This window comes from Agromyces sp. NPDC058110, assembly GCF_042884735.1.
Lineage (GTDB): Bacteria > Actinomycetota > Actinomycetes > Actinomycetales > Microbacteriaceae > Agromyces.
This window is the reverse complement of record NZ_JBHVTI010000006.1, coordinates 280,140-297,320: the sequence shown is the minus strand read 5'-3', so window position 1 is coordinate 297,320 and position 17,181 is coordinate 280,140. Positions and strand designations below refer to the sequence as shown.

Below are 17,181 nucleotides of genomic sequence, written 5' to 3'. Positions count from 1 at the left end.
GAATTACTCAAAACACCGACAGGCCGTCGGCCTGCCCGAATCGCTTGCACGATACCCCCTAGGGGTATACCTTGGAGACATGGACGAGCGCCGCGAACACGAGCACGACCACGCCGAGCACACGATGACGGCCCCCATGGGGCATCCGGAACACGATGCGCACGGGGGGCATGACGGGCACGAGATGCACGCCGGGCACGACATGCACGCGGAGCACACGGCCCACGCCGACCACGCAGGGCATGACATGCACGCCGGCCACGGCGGCGGCGGCCATGCAGGCCACGGCGACCACGTCGGCCAGTTCCGCCGCCTGTTCTGGATCATGCTCGCGGTCGCGATGCCCGTCATCGGCTTCAGCGGCATGTTCGCGTCGATCATCGGCTATCCACTGCCGGATGCCGCGTGGGTGGCGTGGATCTCTCCCGTGCTCGGCACGGTCATGTACGTCTGGGGCGGACGCCCGTTCCTCACCGGAGCGGTCTCAGAGCTCAAGGCCCGAAAGCCCGGCATGATGCTGCTCATCGCGCTGGCCATCACGGTCGCGTTCCTCGCGTCGTGGGGCGCGAGCCTCGGCATCCTGCATCACGAGCTCGACTTCTGGTGGGAGCTCGCGCTCCTCATCGTCATCATGCTGCTCGGCCACTGGATCGAGATGCGCTCGCTCGCCCAGACCTCGTCGGCGCTCGAGTCGCTCGCCGCGCTGCTGCCCGACGAGGCCGAGCGCATCGAGGGCGACGCCGTGGTCGCGGTCGCGCCGTCCGACCTCGTCGTCGGCGACCTCGTGATCGTGCGCCCGGGCGGCCGGGTTCCCGCCGACGGCGTGGTCGCCGAGGGCACCGCCGACGTCGACGAGTCGATGATCACCGGGGAGTCCCGAGCGGTCAGCCGCGGCCCCGGCGACCAGGTCGTCGCCGGAACGGTCGCCACCGACACGGCGATCCGGGTGCGCATCTCGGCGGTCGGCGACGACACGGCCCTCGCCGGCATCCAGCGCCTCGTCGCCGAGGCGCAGAACTCGACGTCCCGTGCACAGCGCCTCGCCGACACGGCCGCGGGCTGGCTGTTCTGGTTCGCGCTCGGCGCCGCCGTGCTGACCGCGATCGCCTGGACCCTCCTCGGGCAGCCCGACGACGCCGTCATCCGCACCATCACGGTGCTCGTGATCGCGTGCCCCCACGCACTCGGTCTCGCGATCCCGCTGGTCGTGGCGATCGCGACCGAGCGCGCGGCCAAGGGCGGCGTGCTCGTGAAGGACCGCCTGGCGCTCGAGAGCATGCGCACGGTCTCGGCCGTGCTGTTCGACAAGACCGGCACACTGACCAAGGGCGAGCCGACCGTCACGCACGTCGCCCCCGTCGCACCGCGCACCGAGGCCGAGGTGCTGGCCCTCGCCGCTGCGGCCGAGCAGGACAGCGAGCACCCGCTCGCGAAGGCGATCGTGCAGGCGGCCGCCGCGCGCGAGCTCGTCGTTCCGCGCGCGAGCGGGTTCACGGCCTCCGCGGCCGAGGGCGTCACGGCGACGGTCGACAGGGTCTCGATCGCCGTCGGCGGACCGGGCATGCTCGCGCGCCATGCGCAGCACGAGCTCGCCGCGGCATCCGACTGGCGCGAGCACGGCGCGATCATCCTGCACGTGCTCGCCGACGGCGAGGTCATCGGCGCGCTCGCCCTGGCCGACGAGGTGCGGCCCGAGTCCCGCGAGGCCGTCGACGCGCTGCACCGCCTCGGCGTGCAGGTCGTCATGATCACGGGCGACGCCGAGGCCGTCGCGCAGTCGGTCGCCGCAGACCTCGGCATCGACCGCGTCTTCGCCGGCGTGCGCCCTGAAGACAAGGCCGCCAAGGTCGCCGAGCTGCAGCACGAGGGGCACCACGTCGCGATGGTCGGCGACGGCGTCAACGACGCGCCCGCCCTCGCGCAGGCCGACGTCGGCATCGCGATCGGTGCCGGAACGGATGTCGCCATCGCCTCCGCCGGCGTGATCCTCGCGAGCGACGACCCGCGCTCGGTGCTCTCGGTCATCGAGCTGTCGCGCGCGAGCTACCGCAAGATGAAGCAGAACCTCTGGTGGGCCGCGGGCTACAACCTCATCTCGGTGCCGCTCGCCGCGGGCGTGCTCGCGCCCATCGGGTTCGTGCTGCCCATGGCCGTCGGAGCGATCCTGATGTCGCTGTCGACCATCGTCGTGGCGGTCAACGCCCAGTTCCTGCGCCGCCTCGACCTGTCGCCCGAGGCGAGCACGCGCGGTGCTCGAGCGCTGAGCCGTGGCGCCGAGGGCAACCCGGCGCCGCGGCCCGTTCAGCCCTGCGGCTCGACCGGCTCGAACTCCTCGATCGTCCACTCGTCGCGCCACGAGATGTACGGGCGGTCGCCGTCGAACCGGATCGGCAGCCACACGTAGTCGGCGAGCGACGTGTCGGGCTCGCCGAGGTCGATCGCGCCCCACTCCCGCGGGCCCTCGTGGTCGACGTCGAACACCCGCTCGAACAGTGCGGGGATGTCGGGCAGGTCGGCCGGCGGGTCGACGATCCAGCGGTCGGCGATCGCGATGTACAGGTCGCGCCGGTGCGGGTGCTTGAAGATCGACGAGATCTGCGACCGGTACGAGGTGCGCGACTCGTCGTCGGGGTGCGCGTCGCCGAGCTCGGTCCACGGCCCGTGGTACGACCCGGCGACCGCGAACTCCGACGGGTTCGGGAAGTACCCCGTGGTGCCCGACGTCGCGAGGTAGTGCCGGCCGTGGCGGCGGAAGTACGCCGGGGCCTCGCGCACGAACGGCGGCTGCAACCGCGGGAAGTGCGTCGAGTAGTAGCCCGAGACATCCGTGTAGTCGTCGGTCAGGTCGGCGACGATGAGCTCGCTGTGCACGCGCTCGAAGATGTAGTACGCCTTGCCGTCGGACGGCTCGACGACGAGGTCGAAGTCGCCCGCGTTCATGCCGAGCGGCTTGATGCTGCGGGTGACGAGTTCGTAGGGGCCGGTGATCTCGTCGGCCGTGAACACGCTCGAGCGCTGCTCGCCGTTGCGGTGCATGACCTTGACCCAGCACACGAACTTGCCGGTCTCGGCGTTGTGGATGATGTGCGGCCGGTCGGCCAGCTGCGCCGGGTGCAGCGGGTGGGTCTCGTCGTCGAGCACGGGCGACAGGATCGTGCCGAGGTCCTGCCAGTTGTACAGGTCCTTCGACGAGTAGGCCCGCACGCCCCAGTGCCAGATGCCGTTGCCCGGCGCCGTCTTCTCCTTGTTCTCGCCGTACCAGTAGAACGTGTCGCCGACGGCGATGATCGACCCGCCGTGGGTGTGGATCCGGTTGCCGTCGGTGTCGAGCCAGGGCTGTCCGGGTCGGATCGAGTGCTGCACGTGCGTCCTTTCGAGGGTGCGGTCGTTCGTCATGAGGGGCTCGCCACGGTCTCGCCGGTTTCCACGGGAGATGCGGTGACGGATGCCGCGGGCGCGGCGTCGTCCTGGTGCGGCCCGCCTCGCCAGCGCTGCCGGGGTCGGGACGGGTCGGATGCCGCGTCCCGCACGACGCACGTGAAGGTGTGGGCCCCGGCGCCGAGGCCCCGCACCTCGCTGCCGTCGGGCAGGTGCACGCGCGCGGTGGCCCCGACCGGGATCAGCACGTCGAGGGTGAACAACTCGCCCTCGCGTCGCCACGACGAGGTCGCGAGCCCGAGCGGGCCGAGGTGGCTCGCCGACGCGTGCCTGAGCCCGCCGCCCGGGTGGGGGGCGATGCGCAGCTGGTCGCCTCCGGGCGAGGCCGTGTCGAGGCCCGCGATCACCCGATGCATGAAGCCCGCGACCGCGCCGAGCGCGTAGTGGTTGAACGACGTCATGTCGCCGGGGTTCACGGTGCCGTCGGGCAGCATGCTGTCCCAGCGCTCCCAGATCGTCGTCGCGCCCATGCCCACCTGGTAGAGCCACGACGGCAGCTGGTCCTGCAGCAGCAGGTGGTACGCGGCATCCATCGCCCCGGCCTTCGCGAGCGCGTCGCAGATGATCGGCGTGCCGACGAAGCCCGTGCTGATGCGGAAGTCGTTCGCCGCGACGAGTTCGACGAGGCGTTCGCCGGCGCGCTGCTCCTGCTCCTCGCTCGCGAACAGGTCGAACATGAGCGCGAGCGCGATCGAGGTCGGGGTGTCGCTCACGATGCGCCCGGCCGGTGACAGGTACTCGGAACGGAACGCGGCGAGCGCGCGCTCGGCGATGCGGCGATACCGCTCCTCGTCGTCGGCGCGCCCGAGCAGGGCAGCCGTCTCGGCCATGATCCGCGCGGTGCGCACGTGGTACGCGGTGGCGACCAGGTGCTTGTCGGTGTGCGATTGGCCCGGGTTGTCGGGCGGTGCCGCCGGATCGAGCCAGTCGCCGAGCTGGAATCCGGTGTTCCAGAGCCCGGTACCGCCCGTGAGCCGGTCGACCAGGTCGACCCACCCGCGCATGCTGTCGTACTGGTCGACGAGCACGCGCAGGTCGCCGTCGTGCTGGTAGAGCTCCCACGGCACGATGACCGCGGCGTCGCCCCATGCGGCGGTGGGGAAGTTCGGGAACCCGCACTCGATCCACGGCACGAAGTTCGGCACGTGCCCCTGCTCGGCCTGCTCGGCGGCGACGTCGCGCAGCCAGCCCGAGAGGGTGCCGTGCGCGGCGAAGAGCCGCAGAGCCGTGGGCGCGAACACCTGGATGTCGCCGGTCCAGCCGAGTCGCTCGTCGCGCTGCGGGCAGTCGGTCGGCAGGTCGACGAAGTTGTCGCGCATGCTCCACACGACGTTCTCGTGCAGCCGGTTCAGGGCGGGGTGCGAGCTCTCGAACCATCCGGTGCGCACCAGGTCGGTGTGCACGACGAGCGCCTCGACGTCGACCGTGTCGAGGTCTCCGGGCCAGTTCTCGAGCTCGGCGTAGCGGAACCCGTGGATCGTGAACCGCGGCGACCAGCTCTCGACTCCACCGCCCGCGCACACGTACTCGTCGATCGAGACCGCGGCCCGGAGCGGACGGACGCCGAGGGCGCCGTTCTCGAGCACCTCGGCGTGGTGCAGACGCACGGCGTGACCCGCGGGCCCGTCGACCGCGATGCGGAGCTTGCCAGAGACGTTCTGGCCGAAGTCCAACCGGATGCGACCGCCCTCGAGCCGCTCGACCGACTGCGGTCGCAGAGCCTCGATGACGCGCACGGGCGGGCCGGTCGGGGGCTCGAGCTGCGCGTCGAACCCGTCGAGCGGCAGCAGGGCCGGCGCCGACCACTCGCCGTCGTCGAACCCGGGCAGGCTCCAGCCGGCGGGCAGCAGGCGCGCGTCGTGGCGCTCGCCCTCGTAGAGTCCGACCTGCGTGATGGGCGACGGATGCCACGACCAGGCGTCTTCGAGGGGCACGCGCACGAGACGTCCGTCGTCGAGCACGAGCTCGAGCTGGAGCAGCAGCGCGACGTCGGTCCCGTACACGTTCCACAGGCCGCCGTCGAAGCCGATGCGACCGCGGTACCAGCCGTCGGCGAGCCACGCGCCGATGGCGTTCCGCCCGTCGACCAGCGCGTCGGTCACGTCGTAGGTCTGCGTGCGCAGACGGTGCGAGTAGCTCGTCCAGCCCGGCGAGAGCAGGTCCTCGGCGACGGGCGACCCGTTGAGCTCGAGCTCGTACACGCCGTGCGCGGTCGCGTAGACGCGTGCGCGCTTGATGCGGGCCGGATCGACGCCGAGCTCGCGCGCATCCCACGTCGCGCGCAGCAGGTAGCCGGGGCGCAGTTCGGCGGCCGATCCGGCCGGCTCCGCCGTCGACGGCGAGACGAACGGCACGGCCCAGTCGGCCCGGTCGAGCAGGCCGGCCTCGACGCGCAGCGACGGGCCCCACGCGGCATCCGCCAGCGCAGCCCGCACCCGCAGGAGGCCGCCCCGTCGCGAGGCCAGCGGAGTGAACGGCCACTCGACGAGCCTCGTCGAGCCCGAGGTCGAGACGGCGTGCTCGACCGTGCCGTCATCGCGCAGCAGTTCGAGCTCCCACGCGGCCGCGGTCGCCGTGGCGACCCATGACAGGCGCGGACGCGTCTCGCCGATGCCGAGGCCGTCGAGGCCACGGCGGTTCTCGAGCCAGACCTCCTGCACGAGCACGTGCTGCCGCGTCATCCCTTCACCGACCCAGCCGTCAGGCCCTTCATGACCTGCTGGTTGAGGAACAGGTACAGCAGCAGCGTGCCGAACACGCTCACCGCGATCGCCGCGAACGTCGGCCCGTACTGCACGGCGCCGTACTGGCCCGTGAAGTTCAGCAGGCCGACCTGGATCGTGCGCAGGTTGCTGCTCGTCGTGAACGTCAGCGCGATGAGCAGGTCGTTCCAGAGGAAGAAGAACTGCACGAGCCCGACCGTGAAGATCGCGTTGCGCACGAGCGGGAGCCCGACGCTCCAGAACGCGCGGAGCATGCTCGCCCCGTCGAGGGTCGCCGCCTCGAAGATCTCGCGCGGAACCGTGCGGAAGAACGTCGCCATCATGAACACGGTCAGCGGCAGGCCGATCGCCGTGTACGTCAGGATGAGCGGCCAGAGGCTGCCCGTGAGGCCGGTGCGGAAGTAGATCGTGAACAGGGGCAGCAGGATCATCTGCGCGGGCACCATGATGCCGGCGAGGAACAGCAGCAGCACCGGACCCCGGCCCTTCCAGACCATGACCTCGAGCGCGAAGCCGGCCGCGACGCCGAACAGCAGGATGAAGAACAGCGACGGGAACACCGCGATCACGCTGTTGACGATGTACTGCCCGAAGTTGCCGGTCGTGAACACCTCGACGTAGTTGTCGAGCGACCACGAGGAGGGGAGCGACCAGAACGGCTCGTTGAGGAACTCGGACTGGCTCTTGAACGATCCGAGGAACATCCAGACCATCGGGTAGATCTCGATGACGAGCAGCACCGCGATGATCGTGCGAAGCGGCAGGCGGGCGAAGAAGTCGCGGGCCCCTCGGCGGGAGCGCGGCGCCCGGGGCGACGAGATGGCCACGGTGTGCAGCTCGTCGGGGCGGAAGTCGGTGGTGGCGGACACGGGTCAGCCCTTCGTGAGGTCCCGGCGCGTCGACCGGAAGATGAAGACGGTGAACAGCAGGCAGAGGATCGTCAGCATCAGCGCGATCGTCGAGCCGTAGCCGTAGTCGCCGTAGGTGAACGAGGTCTGGAACATGTAGAGCGTGAGCGGCGTGGTCGCGTTGCCGGGCCCGCCGTTCGTGAGGGCGACGACCGTGTCGAACACCTTGAGCGTGCCGTTGATGCTGAAGATGAGCGACGAGAGCAGCACGGGCAGCGAGAGCGGCAGCACGATGCTGCGCACGAGCTTCCAGCCGTGGGCGCCGTCGAGGCGGGCCGACTCGAGCAGCTCGTCGGGGATGTCGACGAGTCCGGCGTAGAGCAGCACGGCGTAGAAGCCCATCGACCGCCACAGGTCCATGAGGATCACGATCCAGAACGAGGCATCCGGCGTGCCGAACCAGTCGACGGATGCGATGCCGAACGAGTTGAGCAGGGCGTTCACGGGGCCGGTGGTCGGCGCCGCCTCGAAGAGCCGCTGGAACAGCAGCGCGACGGCCACCGTCGGCAGCACGACCGGGAAGAAGACGATGGTGCGGATCACGCTCGACGCCTTGCGGAGCCAGAACACGTAGAGCAGCGCGAGGCCGTAGCCGACGCCGACCTGCAGCACGGTGAGCGCGAGCGCGTACTTCAGCGTGAAGCCGATCGCCTCCCACGCCGCCGGGTCGCTGAAGAACGTGACGAAGTTGTCGAAGCCGGTGAACTGGAACCCGATGATCGGGTTGCCGTCCATCACCGTGTAGCCGAGCGACCACACGATCGGCACGAGCATGATGAGGCTGTACACGAGCAGCGCGGGCCCGAGCAGGATCAGGATGGTGCGCTTGTCGCCGAGTGCTTTGTCCATGGGATGGCAATCTGGTTCGGCCGCCGGGGCGGCAGGTCTGGTGCGGCATCGCCGGGCCGCGACTGGTGCCGCGGCCCGGCCATGCGAGGTGGGTCGGGCGTCAGCCCTGGTCGTTCGCCGACTGCACGAGGTCCATGAACTCGGCGCCGCTGAGGGTGCCGTTGCCGAGGCCGCCGCCGTTGGTCTGGCTGACGGTGGTGCCCTTCGAGGTGAAGAGCGCCTCGAACCAGAGCACGCTCGACGGGGCGTTCGCGATGACGTCCTGCACGGTCTGGGTCGTCTCGGGCAGGTCGGCCGGCGGGTTCTCGAGCGCGAAGCCCGAGACGACGCCGCTGTCGGCGAGCACGGTGTCGCCGTAGTTCTCGGCGATGCACTTGAGCCAGTCGGCCGTCGTGTCGGTGTAGCCGTTGCTCGAGAGCATCACCGGGATGCCGACGTTCGCGGGGACCTGGTCGATGCTGCCCGCGCCGCCCGCGACATCCGGGAACTGCGCGAAGCCGATGTTGTCGGCGCCGATCTGGTTCTGCTCGGGGTCGTTGAAGTTCGCGAGCGCCCAGCTGCCCATGTAGAAGAACGCGGAGCCGCCGGTGAGGAACTGGTTCATCGCGGCGTTGTAGTCGACCGAGCCGACCGCGTCGCCGAAGTACCCGGCCTTGCCGAGTTCGGCGACCGCGTCGGCCGCCGCGACGTACTCGGGGTCGGTGAGCTTGGCGTCGCCGTCGGCCACCTTCTTGAGCGCGTCGGGCCCGAGGTCGCGCACGATGTAGTCGCCGACGAGGCGCGTGACGGGCCAGCCGTCCTTGCCCGCCGCCGAGAACGGCTGGATGCCGGCCGCCTTCAGCGTCGCGGCGGCGTCGACGAGCTCGTCCCACGTCGTCGGCGCCTCGATGCCGTTGTCGGCGAGGAGCTGCTTGTTGTACCAGAAGCCCTCGATGTTCAGTTCGGTCGGGAGCGCGTACAGGGTGTCTCCGCCGTAGAGCGCCTTGATCGTGGACTCGGCAGCCGGGAGGATCTCGTCGGCGACGCCGAGGTCGTCGAGCGCCTTCGAGAGGTCCTGCACCTGGCCTGCGTCGATGAACTGCTGCATGAGCGAGGGCGTGCCGGCGGCCATCGACATGTCGGAGAGCGCGCCCTGGCCGGCGAGCAGCTGGAGCTTCTGGTCCCACTGGGTGCCGGCGATGCTGTCGGTCGTGAGCGGGGCGGCCTTCTCCTCGGCTGCGCACTGGTCGCCGCCGAGCGTCTCGAGGGTCTTCACGATGGTGGTGTTCTCGGTCTGGCCGAGGTAGGTGAATGTCTTGTCGTCGCCTCCGGCGCTGCTGCCGCCGTCTGCGGGGCCGCACGCGGTGAGCGCCAGTGCGCCGGCGCCGAGCAGTGCACCGAGGGGCAGCAGACGCCGCCGCATGAATGCTGTGGTGGTCACAATTCCTCCTTGAATGTGGCGCCGATTGAAGCGCTTCACCGATAAGATAGCCATCGATTCAAGAATTGTCACGCAAGTTCGGTCACATTCTTGAAACGCTTCATTCTCCTCGACCGTCATCGGCGGCTAGCGTGGGAGCATATCGAGGAACCGGCGACCCGCGGTCGTCGCCACCGCACACGGAGGTGCCCCATCGCTGCTGAACGACGTCGAGTCGCCAGGGCCCAGCCCAGCATGGCGGATGTCGCGCGCCACGCCGGCGTCGCGATCGGCACCGTCTCGAACACGCTGAACAACCCCGACAAGGTGTCGGAGTCCACCCGGCGACGCGTGCTCGCCTCGATCGCCGAGCTCGGCTTCGTGCGCAACGACGCCGCCCGGTCGCTCGCGGCAGGCAGCAGCACCACCGTCGGTCTCGTGCTCGCCGACCTCGACAACTCGTTCTTCGTCGACATCGCGCGGGGCGCGGAGTCGCTGCTCAGGCAGCACGGCATGAACCTCCTCATCGCGAACACCGACGTCGACCCCGCGCGCGAGCAGCGCAACCTCGAGCTCTTCGAGGAGTCGCGGGTCGCGGGCATCCTGCTCGCCCCGACGCCGTGGGTCGCCCCGCGCATGCCGACCGTGCGCAGCACGCCGCTCGTCTACGTCAACGCCGAGCCCTTCGACGCCCTGCACTCCGGCGTCGTCGTCGATGAACGCCAGGGCGGCTACCTCGCCGCGCGACACCTCATCGACCTCGGGCGAACCCGTCTCGCATTCGTCGGTGGGCCGTTCCTGCTGAGCGCGGTCGCCGGTCGGTACGAGGGCGCACGTCGCGCGGTCGACGAGAGCGACGGCGTCACGCTCGAGATCATCGAGACCCGCGGCGTCGACATCTCGCACGGACGCCACGCGGCCCGCGACATCATCGACGGCGGGGCCGGGCGCTTCGACGGCATCGTCGCGGCATCCGACCTGCTCGCCATCGGCTGCATCCAGGTCTTCGACCAGCAGCCGGGCTTCGACGTACCGGCAGACCTCGCGATCACGGGGTACGACAACAACCACTTCGTCTCCGAGAGCGCCACTCCGGTCAGCACCATCGCCCAGCCCGGCGAGGAGATGGGCCGCGTCGCCGCGCAGATGCTGATCAACCAGATCGTCGAACCCTCGACCGCGCTCCCCCGCACGGTGGCCCTCGTGCCGAACCTCATCGCGCGCCGCTCGACGCTCGGGGAGGCGTGGCGGCGCGACTGACGCCCGCGCCCGCGACGACGCACTCGCCCCGCGCCCACCCTCGAGCCCGCGTCGGCGCTCAGCCCTCGCGACCGTCAGTCGTTCGGCGGTCGGCGCAGCCGCTTGACGTCGGTGCGCCGCTTCTTCTCCTGCAGGCGGCGCTCCTTGGCGCCGCGGCTCGGCTTCGTCGCCCGACGCTTCGGCGGCGGTGGCCGGAGCAGTTCGGCCACGAGTGCGGCGAGGCGCTCGCGCGCGGCATCCCGGTTGCGCAGCTGCGCACGGTGCTCGGATGCCGCGATCGTCAGCACGCCGTCGACCAGGCGTGCGCCGAGTCCATCGAGCAGGCGCTCGCGCTGGGCATCGGAGAGAGCAGCGAGTGCGGCGGAGCCGGCGACATCCCACACGAGTTCGACGCGCGAGTCGGCCGTGTTCACGCCCTGCCCGCCGGGACCCGACGAACGCGAGAACCGCCACGACAGTTCGGACTCGGGGATCGTGAGCCCGGCGTTCACCCTGAGGCCGGGACGGTGGGCAGCGGGCATGGGTCCATCATGCTCGCTCGCGCTTCGCAGAAACGACCGGCCGTCGGAACTCGATCCCCGGTCCCGCCGCTGCGGGCTGCGAGAATACGGCCATGACCGTCGTCGATGTCGACCTCGTGGACGGGCCGCGCGTCGAGGCCCGCAGCGAGGTCGCGACGCTCGGCATCCGCGAGACCGTGCCGTTCCGGACGATGCTCGCCGCCCGCGACCGGTTGCTCGCCGAGCTGATCGGTTGGCTGGGCGATCACGAGGTGCAGCCGACCGGACACTTCTTCCTCCGCCTGCACGTGGTCGACATGGCCGGTCCGATGCAGATCGAGGTCGGGGTCACGGGTGCGGCCCATGCCGGCGATGGACGGGTCGGCGCAGGCACGCTGCCCGCCGGAGACTACGCCGTCCTGACCTACCGGGCGACGTCGATGGCCGCGAACCGCCTGCTGCTGACCTGGGTGCAGGATCAGGGGCTGACCCTCGATCGGCACGACGTCCCGGGCGGCGACGCGTTCGCGGCACGCTGCGAGACCTACCTGACCGACCCTCGGATCGAGCGGCGCAAGAAGCAGTGGCTGGTCGAGCTCGCCTTCCTCACCCGGCGCTGACCCGGCTCGACTCCGCCGCTGCCCGAGCGTCGCGTCACCGCACCCCGCGGAACCTCCGCAGCAGCAGGCTGTTGCCCACCACGAACACCGACGAGAACGCCATGGCGGCGCCCGCGACGAGCGGGTTCAGCATGCCGAGCATCGCGACCGGGATCGCGGCCACGTTGTACGCGAACGCCCAGAACAGGTTGCCCTTGATCGTCGCGAGCGTGCGCCTCGACAGCCGGATCGCATCGACCACGGCCACCAGGTCGCTGCGCACCAGCGTGAGGTCGCTCGCCTCGATCGCGACGTCGGTGCCCGTGCCCATCGCGATACCGAGATCGGCGGTCGCGAGCGCGACGGCGTCGTTCACGCCGTCGCCGACCATCGTGACGACCCGACCGGTGGCCTGCAGTTCGCGCACCGCCTCGGCCTTGCCCGCGGGCAGCACCCCGGCGCGCACCTCGTCGATGCCGACCTCGGCGGCGACCGACATTGCGACGCGCTCGTTGTCTCCCGTGAGCAGAACCGGACGCAGGCCCAGCGCCTTCAGCTGCGCGACGGCGGCCGCGCTGGTCGGCTTCACGGTGTCGGAGACGCTCAGGATGCCGCGTGCCGCGCCGTTCCACGCGACGGCCACGACCGTCGCGCCCGACGCCTCGAGCTCGGCCTGACGCGTCTCGAGCACGGCGGGCAGTTCGACGGCCCACTGGTCGGCGAGCCACGCCGGACGGCCCACGAGCACGAGCCGGCCGTCGACGACGGCCTGCACCCCGAGGCCCTGCGACGAGGCGAAGGACTCGGCTGGCGCGAGCCCGCCCGCATCCGCCTGCGATGCCGCAGCGGTGGCAGCGGCAGCATCGGCAGCAGCGGCAGCAGCGATCGCCCGCGCGATCGGGTGCTCCGACCCCGACTCGGCCGCCCCCGCGAAGCGCAGCACCTCCGCCTCGTGCTCGCCGGGCGCGGGCACGACCTCGGCGAGCGACATCCGCCCGCTCGTGACGGTGCCGGTCTTGTCGAGGAGGATCGTGTCGACGCGCCTCGTCGACTCGAGGATCTGCGGCCCCTTGATGAGAATGCCGAGCTGCGCGCCGCGCGCGGTGCCGACGAGCAGCGCCATGGGCGTCGCGAGGCCGAGTGCGCAGGGGCACGCGACGATGAGCGTCGCCACCGCGGCGGTGAAGGCGACCTCGGGGCCGGCGCCTGCGAGCAGCCATCCGACGAGCGCGGCGAGCGCGAGCCCGATCACGATCGGCACGAACACCGCCGAGACGCGGTCTGCCAGGCGTTGCACGTCGGCCTTGCCGACCTGCGCCTGCTCGACGAGCTTGGCCATCGTGGCGAGCTCGGTGTCGGCGCCGACCCGCGTCGCCCGCACGACGAGTCGCCCGTCGACGTTGATCGTCGCCCCGACGACGGCATCGCCCGGCGTGAGCTCGACGGGCACGGACTCGCCCGTCAGCATGCTCGCATCGACGGCGGAGGCCCCCTCGACCACGACGCCGTCGGTCGCGATCTTCTCGCCCGGACGCACCACGAACCGGTCGTCGACCGCGAGGTCGGCGACGGGCACGCGCACCTCGACGCCGTCGCGGAGCACGGATGCATCGCCGGCGCCCATCTCGAGCAACGCCGTGATCGCCGCCGTCGAGCTTCGCTTGGCACGCGCCTCGGCGTAGCGGCCGGCGAGCACGAAGACCGTGACCGCGGCCGCGACCTCGAGGTAGATCTCGTCGGCGCCCGCGCCGGGTGCGGTGAACAGCTCGAACGACATGGTCATGCCCGGCATGCCCGCGTGACCGAAGAACAGCGCGTAGGCCGACCAGGCGAGGGCCGCGAGCACGCCGACGCTCACGAGGGTGTCCATGGTCGCGGCGCCGTGGCGCAGGTTGATCCACGCGGCCCGGTGGAACGGCCAGGCCCCCCACAGGGCGACCGGCAAGGCGAGCGCGAACGCCAGCCACTGCCAGTTCGTGAACTGCAGCGCGGGGATCATCGACAGCGCGACGACCGGCACGGCGAGCACGGTCGACACGATGAGCCGACGACGCAGGGATGCCGCGCCGTCGCGCTCGTGCGCACTGCCGTCGTCGTGCGATCCGGCGCTGGTGGTCCGGGGGTCGCCGGCATCGGCGCGGCCCGCCCCAGCGGAAGCGAGGTCGGCCGCGGCCGCGGTCGCCTTCGGCGAGGGTGCGGTGGCCGTGTAGCCCGTCGCCTCGACCGTCGCGATCGCGTCGTCGACGCTCACGCCGTCGGTCAGGCGGATGCTCGCCTTCTCGGTGGCGTAGTTGACCGTGGCCTCGACGCCGGGCATGCGGTTGAGCTTCTTCTCGACGCGCGCCGCGCACGACGCGCAGGTCATGCCGCCGACGAGCAGGTCGACCTGCTGGGCGGTCATGAGGCCAGTTCGGCCACCTCGTAGCCGGCCTCGTCGACGGCGGACGCGATCTCGTCGGCGCCGACGGCCGACGTGCTCTGCACGGTCACGCGGGAGACCCCGCCCGCGACGAGCTCGACGTCGACCGACGTGACGCCCTCGAGTCGACCGAGCTCGCCGGTGACCGAGCCGACGCAGTGCGCGCAGGTCATGCCCGCCACGCCGAAGGTCGAGGTCGTGCCGGATGCTTCGTTCGTGCTCATGTGTTCCTCCTGCGTTCCTAGGTGGTACCCCCGTGGGGTATTCGTACGAACCCAACGGTACACCACCCCGGGGTATTCCGCACACGTGCGCCGACACCGACGGACACTGCGCGAACACCACCCGAGCGTCGCCCCGCCGTCGCGAGCGAACGCGACGGGAACGGACGGATCAGGTCGTCAGGCCGCCGGCGTCGCGCAGGTCGCGAGCTCGGTCATCTTCGCGGTCGCCTGGTCGAGCGACCAGGGCAGCTCCACCAGCGGCGCCTCGCGCCCGTCGACGGCGTCGGCTTTCGACCCGATCGAGGCGAGCGCGAACGCGGCCTCGCGCACGAACGCGTCGCTCGCACTCGAGTTGTTGAGCACGATCACCACGGTCAGCCCAGACGTCGGGTCGGTGAGGGCGGCCGTGAGCGTGCCGGGCGCCTCGCTGACGTCGCCGCGCATCGGGCCGTAGGTCGAGCCGCCGATGCCGCCCTGGTACCAGGTCGGCACCGAACCGCTCAACGCCTGCGTCGCCCACTGGTCGGCCGTGGTGCTCTCGGACCACAGCGAGCCGGTGGCGAACGCCTCGCTGAAGACCTGCAGGTCGTGCAGCGAGGTGACGGCGCCGGCGGCCTCGGCGCCCATCGAGCTCGACTGGTCGGACTGGTCGAGGCGCGTCGCGCAGTCGGGGCTGCCGTCGCCCTTGAGGGCCGCGGAGTACGCCCCGAGGAGCCCTCGGCCACTGGCGTCGGGACCGGGGATCGCCGTGTCCTCCAGCCCGAGCGGGTCGAACACGTACTGGTCGGCGAGCGCCTGCCACGACTGCGCGGTGTGCCGCTGCAGTCCCATCGCCACGAGCAGCACGCCGGTGCGGGACTCCCGCACCGCACTGCCCGGCGCACCCGTGCGCGAGAGCCCCATGCCCGTGGCGACGAGCTCGTTGTCGGACCAGGGCCGCTCGGGGTTCGTCGTGAACGCCTGCTCGAGGCCGGGGTAGTAGTCGGCGACGCCGGAGGTGTGCCGGCACAGCTGCTCGTACGTGATGCCGTCGAGCGAGGGGATCCAGTCGACGTCGTCGGCGATCTGGTCGGTCAGTTCGAGCCTGCCGTCGTCGACGAGCTTGAGCATGATCGCGCACGTCACCTCCGACGTGATGGTGCCCATGCGGAACGGCGTGTCGACGGTGACCGGCGCGGCTCCCTCGTCGAACGAGACGGTTCCGGATGCCGCGGTCCACTCCCCCGACCACGGAGCCCAGACGCCGGCGATGCCGCCGCTCGATCCGCTCAGGGCGACCGCCTGCTCGAGCACGCCCTGCAGGGCGTCGGCGCTGGTGTCGACGAGCCGGGCGTCGACCGGATCGAACTGCGCGGCCGGATTCGCGGGCCCGAACGAGCACCCCTGGAGCCCGATCGAGAGCACGACGAACGCTCCGGCGGCGATGCCCCATCTCCGCCGCCGATTCCCCCGGCGAGCAGCCACAAGCCCCCCTAAGCTGTGTCTCGACGAGAGTCTAACCCGGCGTTCCTGTGCAAGCGATCAGGACGCCGAGCCGATCTCGCGGTGGGCTCCCGACATGAAGCGCTCGACCGCCGGATCGACGATGATGTCGCTCGGCCGGAGCGGCCTCGAGAGGTAGAGGCCGTCGAGCGAGGTGAGCCGGCTGAGCGCCACGTAGGTCTGCCCGGGGCTGAACACGCGGGGGCCGAGGTCGACGATCGCCGTGTCGTAGCTCGCCCCCTGCGACTTGTGGATCGTGACCGCCCAGGCCAGCCGCAGCGGGAACTGCGTGAACTCGGCCACGATCTGCCGCTCGAGCTTCTTGCGGCCCGGATCCCACGAGTACTTGTACTTCTCCCACGTCGCGGGCTCGACCTCGTGCTCCTCGCCGTCGACCTCGACGCGCAGCTCGCGGTCGAGGCGCGTGACCGTGCCGATGGTGCCGTTCACCCAGCGCTGGCCCTCCGGCCCGATCATGGTGTCGTTGCGCAGGAACATCACCTGGGCCCCGACCTTGAGCTCGAGTCGCTCGTCGGCGGGGTACGCGCGGCCGCCGAAGTCGCCGGCGACCTCGGCCTCGTTCGCCTTCGACGTGCCGGGCAGGCGATGCAGCTGCGTGGCGTTGATGCGGTTGACGGTGCCGTTGGTCGTGGCGAGCGTGATCGCGCCGTGCTCGGGCAGCGGGCGCCGGGCGCCGATGCCGTTCAGCACCCCCGCGATCTCGGCGGTGACCATGCCGTGCCGCACCGCGTTCAGCATGTGCTTGAACTCGGCGTCGTGCTGCCGATGCACTTCGCCGAGCTCGAAGATGCGCAGGTCGGTCTCGTGCCACACCTTCGCGTCGAAGAACCACATCGAGTCGTACGTGTCGGCGAAGTAGGCGCGCTCGTCGCCGTCGCCCGGCACGGGCGCGAGCTGGTACGGATCGCCGAACATGACGACCTGGGCGCCCCCGAACGGCTCGCGCCTGCGCTGCCTGGCCTGACGGAGCGCGCGGTCCATGGCGTCCATCAGGTCGGCGTTCACCATCGAGATCTCGTCGATGACGAGGGTGTCCATGGCGTTCAGGATCTTGCGCACCGCATCGTTCTGCTCGATCTCGTGGTCGGCGATGACGCCGATCGGCAGGCGGAAGAGGGAGTGGATCGTCTGGCCGCCGACGTTGAGGGCCGCCACGCCAGTCGGCGCGCAGATCACGATCTGCTTCTGGGTGTGGAAGTTCAGGTGGTTGAGCAGCGTCGACTTGCCGGTGCCCGCACGACCCGTGACGAACACGTGGTCGCGGGTGCCCTCGATCGCCTCGAAGACCGCGGTCTGCTCGCGCGTGAGGGTGGGGGCCACTGGTTCTCCGGGTGATGGTCGCCGCCCGCCGCGGGCCGC

The 17,181-nt window shown here is 70.9% G+C and carries 13 protein-coding genes; 3 read left to right on the top strand and 10 right to left on the bottom strand.

Annotated elements, in window-relative coordinates; genetic code table 11:
• The first annotated feature begins 79 nt into the window (after positions 1–79).
• The gene (locus ACFVS8_RS16425; RefSeq protein ID WP_387064570.1) at positions 80–2,404 is read left to right on the top strand and encodes a heavy metal translocating P-type ATPase; all 2,325 of its coding nucleotides are present in this window, start codon (positions 80–82) and stop codon (positions 2,402–2,404) included.
• Here ACFVS8_RS16425 and ACFVS8_RS16420 read toward each other — a convergent pair.
• The 5 genes from ACFVS8_RS16420 to ACFVS8_RS16400 form a co-directional block, all read right to left on the bottom strand.
• Positions 2,302–3,396 (bottom strand): family 43 glycosylhydrolase, encoded by a 1,095-nt coding sequence (locus ACFVS8_RS16420; RefSeq protein WP_387064567.1) that lies wholly within the window; start codon positions 3,394–3,396, stop codon positions 2,302–2,304. The two genes, ACFVS8_RS16425 and ACFVS8_RS16420, sit on opposite strands and share 103 nt — an antisense overlap.
• The gene (locus tag ACFVS8_RS16415; RefSeq protein ID WP_387064564.1) at positions 3,393–6,119 is read right to left on the bottom strand and encodes a family 78 glycoside hydrolase catalytic domain; all 2,727 of its coding nucleotides are present in this window, start codon (positions 6,117–6,119) and stop codon (positions 3,393–3,395) included. The genes ACFVS8_RS16420 and ACFVS8_RS16415 overlap by 4 nt, the downstream gene beginning before the upstream one ends.
• A complete protein-coding gene (locus ACFVS8_RS16410) occupies positions 6,116–7,030 on the bottom strand; it encodes a carbohydrate ABC transporter permease (RefSeq protein ID WP_387064561.1) in 915 nt (304 codons plus the stop codon). The genes ACFVS8_RS16415 and ACFVS8_RS16410 overlap by 4 nt, the downstream gene beginning before the upstream one ends.
• Positions 7,031–7,033: 3 nt before the next feature.
• A complete protein-coding gene (locus ACFVS8_RS16405) occupies positions 7,034–7,918 on the bottom strand; it encodes a carbohydrate ABC transporter permease (protein ID WP_387064558.1) in 885 nt (294 codons plus the stop codon).
• A gap of 100 nt (positions 7,919–8,018) precedes the next feature.
• Positions 8,019–9,338 (bottom strand): ABC transporter substrate-binding protein, encoded by a 1,320-nt coding sequence (locus ACFVS8_RS16400; protein WP_387064556.1) that lies wholly within the window; start codon positions 9,336–9,338, stop codon positions 8,019–8,021.
• Between the two features lie 234 nt (positions 9,339–9,572).
• Here ACFVS8_RS16400 and ACFVS8_RS16395 point away from each other — a divergent pair, with 234 nt between their 5' ends.
• The gene (locus ACFVS8_RS16395) at positions 9,573–10,577 is read left to right on the top strand and encodes a LacI family DNA-binding transcriptional regulator (RefSeq protein ID WP_387064553.1); all 1,005 of its coding nucleotides are present in this window, start codon (positions 9,573–9,575) and stop codon (positions 10,575–10,577) included.
• 74 nt (positions 10,578–10,651) lie between these two features.
• On the opposite strand, the gene arfB is transcribed toward ACFVS8_RS16395, so the two are convergent.
• On the bottom strand, positions 10,652–11,098 hold the full coding sequence (gene arfB, locus ACFVS8_RS16390; RefSeq protein ID WP_387064550.1) for an alternative ribosome rescue aminoacyl-tRNA hydrolase ArfB: 447 nt from the start codon (positions 11,096–11,098) through the stop codon (positions 10,652–10,654).
• 92 nt (positions 11,099–11,190) lie between these two features.
• On the opposite strand from arfB, the gene ACFVS8_RS16385 reads away from it, so the two are divergent.
• Complete coding sequence (locus ACFVS8_RS16385) at positions 11,191–11,697, top strand: hypothetical protein (protein ID WP_387064547.1); 507 nt, start codon at positions 11,191–11,193, stop codon at positions 11,695–11,697.
• A 34-nt stretch (positions 11,698–11,731) separates the two neighbouring features.
• Here ACFVS8_RS16385 and ACFVS8_RS16380 read toward each other — a convergent pair whose 3' ends face one another.
• From ACFVS8_RS16380 to ACFVS8_RS16365, 4 genes are all read right to left on the bottom strand, one after another.
• Positions 11,732–14,077: a heavy metal translocating P-type ATPase gene (locus tag ACFVS8_RS16380; protein ID WP_387064544.1), complete on the bottom strand. Its 2,346-nt coding sequence runs from the start codon at positions 14,075–14,077 to the stop codon at positions 11,732–11,734.
• Positions 14,074–14,319 carry a heavy-metal-associated domain-containing protein gene (locus tag ACFVS8_RS16375; protein WP_387064542.1) on the bottom strand — a complete coding sequence of 82 codons (246 nt, stop codon included), beginning with the start codon at positions 14,317–14,319 and terminating at the stop codon, positions 14,074–14,076. Before ACFVS8_RS16375 ends, ACFVS8_RS16380 begins: the two co-directional genes overlap by 4 nt.
• Before the next feature lie 177 nt (positions 14,320–14,496).
• Positions 14,497–15,723, bottom strand: a complete 1,227-nt coding sequence (locus tag ACFVS8_RS16370) for a serine hydrolase domain-containing protein (RefSeq protein WP_387064539.1) — start codon at positions 15,721–15,723, stop codon at positions 14,497–14,499.
• Positions 15,724–15,840: 117 nt separating this feature from the next.
• Positions 15,841–17,142 carry an ATP-dependent RecD-like DNA helicase gene (locus ACFVS8_RS16365; RefSeq protein WP_387064536.1) on the bottom strand — a complete coding sequence of 434 codons (1,302 nt, stop codon included), beginning with the start codon at positions 17,140–17,142 and terminating at the stop codon, positions 15,841–15,843.
• Positions 17,143–17,181 lie beyond the last annotated feature (39 nt).